Annotated in this window: 9 protein-coding genes; all 9 read right to left on the reverse strand. The window is 42.1% G+C overall.

What is annotated here, in order from left to right:
- Positions 1 to 140: 140 nt before the first annotated feature.
- Positions 141 to 776: an urease accessory protein UreG gene (gene ureG, locus BKL51_RS11400; RefSeq protein ID WP_077466770.1), complete on the reverse strand. Its 636-nt coding sequence runs from the start codon at positions 774 to 776 to the stop codon at positions 141 to 143.
- 79 nt (positions 777 to 855) lie between these two features.
- Complete coding sequence (locus tag BKL51_RS11405) at positions 856 to 1,563, reverse strand: urease accessory protein UreF (protein ID WP_077466771.1); 708 nt, start codon at positions 1,561 to 1,563, stop codon at positions 856 to 858.
- Positions 1,548 to 2,111, reverse strand: a complete 564-nt coding sequence (gene ureE, locus BKL51_RS11410; protein ID WP_077466772.1) for an urease accessory protein UreE — start codon at positions 2,109 to 2,111, stop codon at positions 1,548 to 1,550. Before ureE ends, BKL51_RS11405 begins: the two co-directional genes overlap by 16 nt.
- A 140-nt stretch (positions 2,112 to 2,251) precedes the next feature.
- Entirely contained in the window at positions 2,252 to 3,034 is a 783-nt protein-coding gene (locus BKL51_RS11415) for a PhzF family phenazine biosynthesis protein (RefSeq protein WP_077466773.1), read from the reverse strand.
- 86 nt (positions 3,035 to 3,120) lie between these two features.
- Positions 3,121 to 3,603 carry a pyridoxamine 5'-phosphate oxidase family protein gene (locus BKL51_RS11420; RefSeq protein ID WP_077466774.1) on the reverse strand — a complete coding sequence of 161 codons (483 nt, stop codon included), beginning with the start codon at positions 3,601 to 3,603 and terminating at the stop codon, positions 3,121 to 3,123.
- 27 nt (positions 3,604 to 3,630) lie between these two features.
- A complete protein-coding gene (gene ureC / locus BKL51_RS11425) occupies positions 3,631 to 5,349 on the reverse strand; it encodes an urease subunit alpha (protein ID WP_077466775.1) in 1,719 nt (572 codons plus the stop codon).
- Positions 5,350 to 5,358: 9 nt separating this feature from the next.
- Entirely contained in the window at positions 5,359 to 5,664 is a 306-nt protein-coding gene (ureB, locus tag BKL51_RS12215; protein ID WP_077466776.1) for an urease subunit beta, read from the reverse strand.
- 114 nt (positions 5,665 to 5,778) lie between these two features.
- Positions 5,779 to 6,081, reverse strand: coding sequence for an urease subunit gamma (gene ureA, locus BKL51_RS11435; protein ID WP_059366413.1), 303 nt, complete (start codon positions 6,079 to 6,081; stop codon positions 5,779 to 5,781).
- 18 nt (positions 6,082 to 6,099) lie between these two features.
- Complete coding sequence (locus BKL51_RS11440) at positions 6,100 to 6,999, reverse strand: urea transporter (RefSeq protein WP_077466777.1); 900 nt, start codon at positions 6,997 to 6,999, stop codon at positions 6,100 to 6,102.
- Between the last annotated feature and the right edge of the window lie 181 nt (positions 7,000 to 7,180).

Genomic DNA, 7,180 nt, shown 5'->3' on the forward strand with positions numbered 1-7,180 from the left:
GACGCCACGCTGGCGTCCACTAAATCATTTAATTTTTTACGGACGCCAGCGTGGCGTCCCTACATATGAGATAAAATCTAAGTTTGCGCAACTGCTACATAATACCGATAATATGTAGAAAATGGGGATTTGCCCTATTTTTACCTTACTAAAGAACTTGGTTCTTCTACATTTTTCAATAACGCATATTTTTCGATCCAACCGATTACCCCCTCTAAATTTTCTTTTTTCATCAGATTGGTGAAAATAAACGGCTGACCGTTACGCATACGGTGGGCGTCTCGTTCCATCACGTTTAAATCTGCTCCCACGAATGGCGCAAGATCGGTTTTATTGATAACCAGTAAATCTGAGCGGGTAATACCCGGCCCGCCTTTACGTGGAATTTTTTCACCTTGTGCCACGTCGATCACGAAAATGGTGACATCCGCCAAGTCCGGGCTAAAGGTGGCAGAAAGGTTATCCCCACCTGATTCAATGAACACGATTTCCACATCAGGGAAACGGGCTACCATTTCATCAACCGCCTCTAAGTTCATTGAGGCGTCTTCACGGATTGCCGTATGCGGGCAGCCGCCGGTTTCCACGCCCATAATACGTTCAGGGGGAAGCAGACTATTTTTGGTTAAAAACTCCGCATCTTCTTGGGTGTAAATATCATTGGTGATTACTGCAATACTGTATTTGCCGGCAATTTCACGAGTGAGTTTTTCAATTAGCGCCGTTTTACCTGCCCCGACCGGGCCGGCTACGCCGATTTTAATGTAATTACGCATTGGTTTTCCTTAGTAAAAATAGGTTAGAAATGACCGCACTTTTGACTTCCGTCGTTTACGGAGAAATGAATAAATTTATTTATGACATATATAATCGAGTATAAAGCTGTTCATGTTGCATTGCCCGAATATCGTTAGCGAGTGTGGCAGCGCCAAGCCAGTCAAGATCCGGATTTAAGCTTAATTCTACTGCTTGTTGCAATGGTTGACGCAAGCCGAACAAAATATCTTGTCCGTCCATTTGACTTAACGGAATTAATTTCACACCGTTAGTGATCACACCGACGGCTGCGTTGTAATAAAAGGCATAGAGCGTATCGGCTTTGGTGAGGCCCATTGCTTGGGCGATCATGGCGAACACGATAGGGAAGTAGCCTTGTACGCGTTTTTCGGTGATAGCTTGATGATATGCCGTTAGAACAGGATGATTTTCATAGCGAATGAAAATTTTGAGCAACCGCACGCCGAGCTTAAAACTTCCTTCACGGCTTTCACGAGCAACCTTAGTGGCGGAAAGTTCCCGATCCAGTTCGCATAAGCAGTCGAAATTGTAACTTTCCATTGCATCAAAGGAAAGGGAAAGATAGGCGCCATCATTGTAAATCCAGTTTTGTAACAGCTGGGTTTGAAGATAGTTTTCAAGCGTAGCTTTGTTTTCCACAATACGTTGTTGGACAAAGGTTTCCAAACCGTTGGAATGGTTAAATCCGCCAATAGGTAAGGTTGGATCAACCAAGTGTAGCAATGCGCCTAAGTCGGCCAAACTACGGTTTAATGCTGATGCCAATTTCCGTCTCCGTGGTGATGATAACTGCCGTGTGAATGAGCGTGATCGTGTCCGTGCGAATGAGCGTGTCCTTGTGCGGAATTGGCACGCAACGCTTGGCTTAAACGGCGTTCTGCTTTTTGCGGATTAAATCCTGCGGCTTGTAGCCAGTCAAACATCGGTTTGTCGTAAGGTAAGGTGACTTCATCTCCATCTAGAAACAGCGGTGAATGTTTATTACCGATTTCATAACAGGCTCGCGCCATTTCAGGTAAAGTTTTCGGTGAAAGTACGATGACTTCACTTGGTAAAATTTCAATCGCTATTGCCAGTTCATGGCTAATAAACACCACATCATTATGTTTCAAGCGTTGCCCTTCTTTGAGCAAACGAAACGCCACCTCACGCCCTGTATCAGTGGTTTTCCGTAAAATATTGCGTTCACTTTCATACCACTGCAACGCTACACGCTCAATGGTTTGAGTCGTGATTTTACCTTCTTGTTGGAGGTCGGTTAAATTTCCCAAGATGTTTTCCATAATGGGAAGAATTGGGTTAATAATTTTCATATTTTTTCTTTATTCCATAAGAACCAAAGGTAATAAGCTAACTTAGGTTAAGCATAATCCTCATTACTTAATTTGTAATGTTATGGCAATGTAAAATAGCCCTCGCCGACTTCAATAACTTGACCGCCCACATGAATAATTTATTGTTGATCAAGACGAAGAAAGAGACGATTCGGACGACCCATATCATCGCCTTGAAAAATTTTTCTCGTTAATGGGTATTGCCCTAAAGATAAATAATAAGCTCCTAAATTAGCGCAAGCCGAACCGGTTCCCCCATCTTCATACACAGCACCATTGTCGGTATAGAAAAAGCGAGAATAAATCGTTTCTCCTTCTTCAAACCATAAATAAATCGCCGAACGCCCCTGATCGCGTTCACAGATTTTTTCCAGCATTTTTCCATTAATGTGAGCCTGTGATAAAGCATTGCGATCAGTCAGTTGCAAGAGTAATTGAGGTGAGCCGCTGTTTAACCAATAAGCGGTTGGGTAAATTTGCTCTTCTTCTAATCCTACCGCTTGGGCTAATTCCGACTGCTCGGCAAGACTGTTTTTTTTCTCAAAACCTTGAATAGCTATTTCAGCCTGATTGTTTTTGGCTCTAACTTCAATCATTTTAGCTCGGGTATTTAAACTAAATTTTTCCGGCAGATGATGTAAGTTCTGAAGCAAACAAGATACACCTATAGTTGGGTGTCCTGCCAACGGCAGTTCATAGTGAGGTGTAAAAATACGTAAATCTGCAAGCGCATTTTGCGATGAAAAAGCAAATACCGTTTCACTCAAATTAAATTGTTTGGCAATTTGTTGCATTTCATCATCAGTTAAGCCATCGGCTAAAGGAAACACAGCTAAGGGATTGCCGGAAAAATGCTGTTCGGCAAAGACATTCACTAATTTAAAAAGATATTGTTTTGGCATTATTTTTTCCCTTTTCCATCATTACAAAATTGAGTAGTGGCGTATCGACGTATCATTACAAATCTTGCTTTAAAAATGACCGCACTTTAGTGTTCTTTGCAAGACCATTCTGTGACTTCCAATTTGATTACAGCAATTTTTTGCAATTCTCGCTCCTCAAACTGCCAATCGCTTTTTTGTGTATAGTTTGCCATCAGGTACTGTAGCGCAGTGATTTTTTCAGCTTCATTTTCGATGATGGAAATTTCGCCTTTTCCTATAATACTTTGATATAAAAAGGAATAACTGCAAGCCGTTTCTGCTTTAACGATTTCATGTTTACGATCCATTTCAAAGGCGGCAATAGGATTTTGTTGGATTAAATCTATCTTTTTACCTTTGACAAATCCATGAAAATAAAGCGTTAGGCTGTTGTTGTTTGTATGAAAACCAAAATTTAATGGCACAATATAAACACTTTCTCCATCACGTAAACCTAAACGGCAAACATCACATTGCGCCATAATTTTTAACATTTGATTGTAATCGGTTATGGTGCGATCTCGGCGGCGAATTTTTGAGTTTTCCATTTTATGCTTTATTCCTCATTATATTGCTTAGAACATAAAATACCGCTGAGCCAATGGCACTTTCTCGACGGGTTCACAAGTGATAAGTTCGCCGTTCACTCGAACTTCGTAGCGCTCCGGATCGACAGTAATTTCAGGTGTGGCATCATTATGAACCAAGTCTTTTTTGCCAATATTACGGCAGCCTTTTACCGCAATCAGCTCTTTTTCGATACCAAAATTTTCTTTAATTTTCGCATCAACACCGGCTTGTGACACGAAGTACACAGCGGTTTGGACGGTAGCTTTGCCTTGGCTGCCATACATCGGGCGGTAGAATACAGGTTGTGGTGTAGGGATTGAGGCATTCGGATCGCCCATTTTGGCATAGCTAATCAAGCCTTTTTTGATAACGGTTTCAGGTTTTACACCGAAAAACATCGGTTTCCATAACACAATATCGGCAATTTTGCCGACTTCTAATGAGCCAACGTGATCAGCAATACCGTGAGCAATAGCCGGGTTGATGGTATATTTGGCAATATAGCGTTTAATACGGAAGTTATCGTTGCTTTCGCTACCGATCTTGCCTTGTTGTGCTTTCATTTTGTCTGCGGTTTGCCAAGTACGGGTGATCACTTCACCGACACGCCCCATTGCTTGCGAGTCGGAACTCATAATTGAGAATACGCCGATATCGTGCAGAATATCTTCTGCGGCAATGGTTTCAGGACGGATACGACTGTCTGCGAACGCGACATCTTCCGGTACACACTTATCTAAATGATGACAAACCATCAACATATCTAAATGTTCGTCAATGGTGTTTACGGTGAACGGACGGGTCGGGTTGGTAGAGGCCGGAAGAACATTCGGATATATTGCCGCTTTAATAATATCGGGAGCGTGTCCGCCGCCTGCGCCTTCGGTATGGAAAGTGTGGATCACTCGTCCGTCAATGGCTTTCATCGTGTCTTCTAAGAAGCCGCCCTCATTGAGTGTATCGGTGTGGATCGCCACTTGTACGTCCATTTCGTCTGCTACTTTCAGTGCCGCATCGATGACTGCCGGTGTTGCGCCCCAGTCCTCATGAATTTTCAAACCTAACGCTCCGGCACGAATTTGTTCTCTTAACGGCTCAAGAGTTGAACAGTTACCCTTACCGAAAAAGCCGACATTGACAGGCAATGCCTCTGCCGCTTGAAACATTCGTTGCAGATTCCACGCTCCCGGTGTACAGGTGGTGGCATGCGTACCGTCTGCCGGGCCTGTACCGCCGCCAATTAATGTTGTTGTACCGTTTTCGAGGGCGTGTTGGGCTTGTTGCGGGCAGATAAAGTGAATGTGGGTATCAATTCCCCCTGCGGTCGCAATTAAATTAGCGCCATTATGGACTTCTGTGCTGACACCGATAATCATATTTGGGGCAACACCGTCCATTGTATCGGGGTTGCCGGCTTGGCCTATGCCAACGATTCGTCCGTCACGAATACCAATATCCGCTTTGATGATGCCAAGTTTCGCATCAATAATCATCACATTAGTGATGACAAGATCGAGGACATTGGGGTTATCACGCGTTGCCGTACCGGATTGTGCCATACCGTCGCGGACGCTTTTTCCACCGCCAAACTTACATTCATCACCTTGAGTGAGTAAATCTTGTTCAATGGTTGCCCATAAATCCGTATCGCCTAAACGCACGCTATCACCCACCGTTGGGCCATAAGTTGCGACATATTGGGCTCTTGGAATTGTTAATGCCATTATTTCCCCCTACAATTTGCCGTCGATTTTATTATGGAAACCGTAAATCACTTTGTTTCCGCCAAATTCTACTAACTCCACGGTTTTGACCTCACCCGGCTCAAAACGCACTGCATTGCCTGAGGGTACGTTTAAACGCATACCACGGGCTAAAGTGCGGTCAAATTCAAGGGCGTTATTGGTTTCAAAAAAGTGGTAATGTGATCCAACTTGAATTGGACGATCACCTTTATTAACGACGTCGATTTTTACGGTGTTCCGTCCAATATTTGCATGGATATCACCATTTGCTAATTTGTATTCACCTGGGATCATTGTGTTTATTCCTTTGTTTTGTTTCGTTTACAAAGGGAGAAAAGAGCGGTTGTTTTTCATTGACTTTTACCACTTCAACTACAATTCTTCCTTAGTAGCAGTGTTTAACCTGAATTATCTAATTGGATTATGTACGGTAACGAGTTTTGTACCATCGGGAAAGGTTGCTTCAATTTGCACTTCGTGTACCATTTCGGGAATGCCTTCCATAACATCATCGACAGTTAAAAGCGTTGCACCGTACTGCATTACTTCTGCTACTGTCATACCATCACGAGCAGCCTCTTGTAAATGGCTGGCAATATAAGCGATAGATTCAGGATAGTTTAATTTTACGCCACGGGCTTTGCGTTTTGCCGCAAGCTCACCTGCAAGAAAAAGCATTAATTTTTCTTGTTCTCTTGATGTTAAATGCATAGTTGTCTTCTCTCTTTTTTATGGATTAAATAAATTACTGAGTTTTTCCGAACTTACTTTGCTGTGATCGACTTTGCCTTTAATCCATAGAACAAACCAAGCTGTAACAATAAAGCCGATAGTATAAGGGGCTAAACCGATTTTTTCCACGCCAAATTGGATACAAATTGCAAGCATAATGCCGAAAATTACGTAAACAAGGTCTCGGAATCGGTTGCCGGAAAAGGCGCAGGCAAGCAAAATTGCAGAGAAACTATAAATGCCGTTTGCCAATTGATTTGGTTCAATATCAAACAGAAAACCCGCCAATGTAGGGCTGATGATCGTTGCACTCATTCCCCAAGTCGCCACAGTTGGCGAGCTGATGGCGATAGCGATAAATAACAGAATACCTGTGATGAGGCTTCTGCCAAAATTGACTTCCGCCCATGCATAAAAGGGTTGTTTGATGGATTCTAATGTTGCGGTGTGATCCACAAGCTCCGGCGTGGTTTGCCATAAACCGAATAACCCGATTTGTGAGATACCCCAGCAAAAAATCCAACAGGTGAACACGAAAGGAAAAGTGTAGGCAACCCAATTTCTTTTGGTAAATTCTCGCATAACCAAGGTTGCGACAACTGCACTGATAACACCTAACAGAAAGACAAGGAATGAAACGCCGTTTAACCCAAAGGTGAACATGGTACACATAAAAGCAAGGCTAGCATTAAAACCGTATAAACCTTGTTTGATTTCTTCTTTAGGATAATTGAGTTTAATCGCTGTTAATGTGCCGATGATAGCGCCCAGTAAACAACCGATACCTAGAGCCCAATGGCTGAAAAACATGGCAATACAGATGATGAGACCTGATAAACCGTTTTTTTGTAAAAAAATTTGCCCGATTCCAACAAGAACAATTTTTATGAATTGCATAAAAAATACCCTCCCCATAAAATAATTTCCTTATATTCTAAAGGGGGTTTTTAAGATTTAAAGTATTAATCTCTATTTTTACAATACTTAAATATTAAATTAAATAATATTTAAGTATTGGCTTATATATTAAATGTTATTTTGTTTTTTAAGGCAATAAATATAAAGGCGTATATAATGA

It is taken from the genome of Rodentibacter sp. Ppn85 (genome assembly GCF_001999335.1).
Lineage (GTDB): Bacteria > Pseudomonadota > Gammaproteobacteria > Enterobacterales > Pasteurellaceae > Rodentibacter.

What these genes read in the sequence shown, in the direction of transcription:
- ureG (WP_077466770.1), bottom strand. Translation starts at nt 776, where the DNA reads ATGCGTAATTACATTAAAATCGGCGTAGCCGGCCCGGTCGGGGCAGGT.
- ureB (WP_077466776.1), bottom strand. Translation starts at nt 5,664, where the DNA reads ATGATCCCAGGTGAATACAAATTAGCAAATGGTGATATCCATGCAAAT.
- BKL51_RS11415 (WP_077466773.1), bottom strand. Translation starts at nt 3,034, where the DNA reads ATGCCAAAACAATATCTTTTTAAATTAGTGAATGTCTTTGCCGAACAG.
- ureA (WP_059366413.1), bottom strand. Translation starts at nt 6,081, where the DNA reads ATGCATTTAACATCAAGAGAACAAGAAAAATTAATGCTTTTTCTTGCA.
- BKL51_RS11440 (WP_077466777.1), bottom strand. Translation starts at nt 6,999, where the DNA reads ATGCAATTCATAAAAATTGTTCTTGTTGGAATCGGGCAAATTTTTTTA.
- ureC (WP_077466775.1), bottom strand. Translation starts at nt 5,349, where the DNA reads ATGGCATTAACAATTCCAAGAGCCCAATATGTCGCAACTTATGGCCCA.
- BKL51_RS11420 (WP_077466774.1), bottom strand. Translation starts at nt 3,603, where the DNA reads ATGGAAAACTCAAAAATTCGCCGCCGAGATCGCACCATAACCGATTAC.
- ureE (WP_077466772.1), bottom strand. Translation starts at nt 2,111, where the DNA reads ATGAAAATTATTAACCCAATTCTTCCCATTATGGAAAACATCTTGGGA.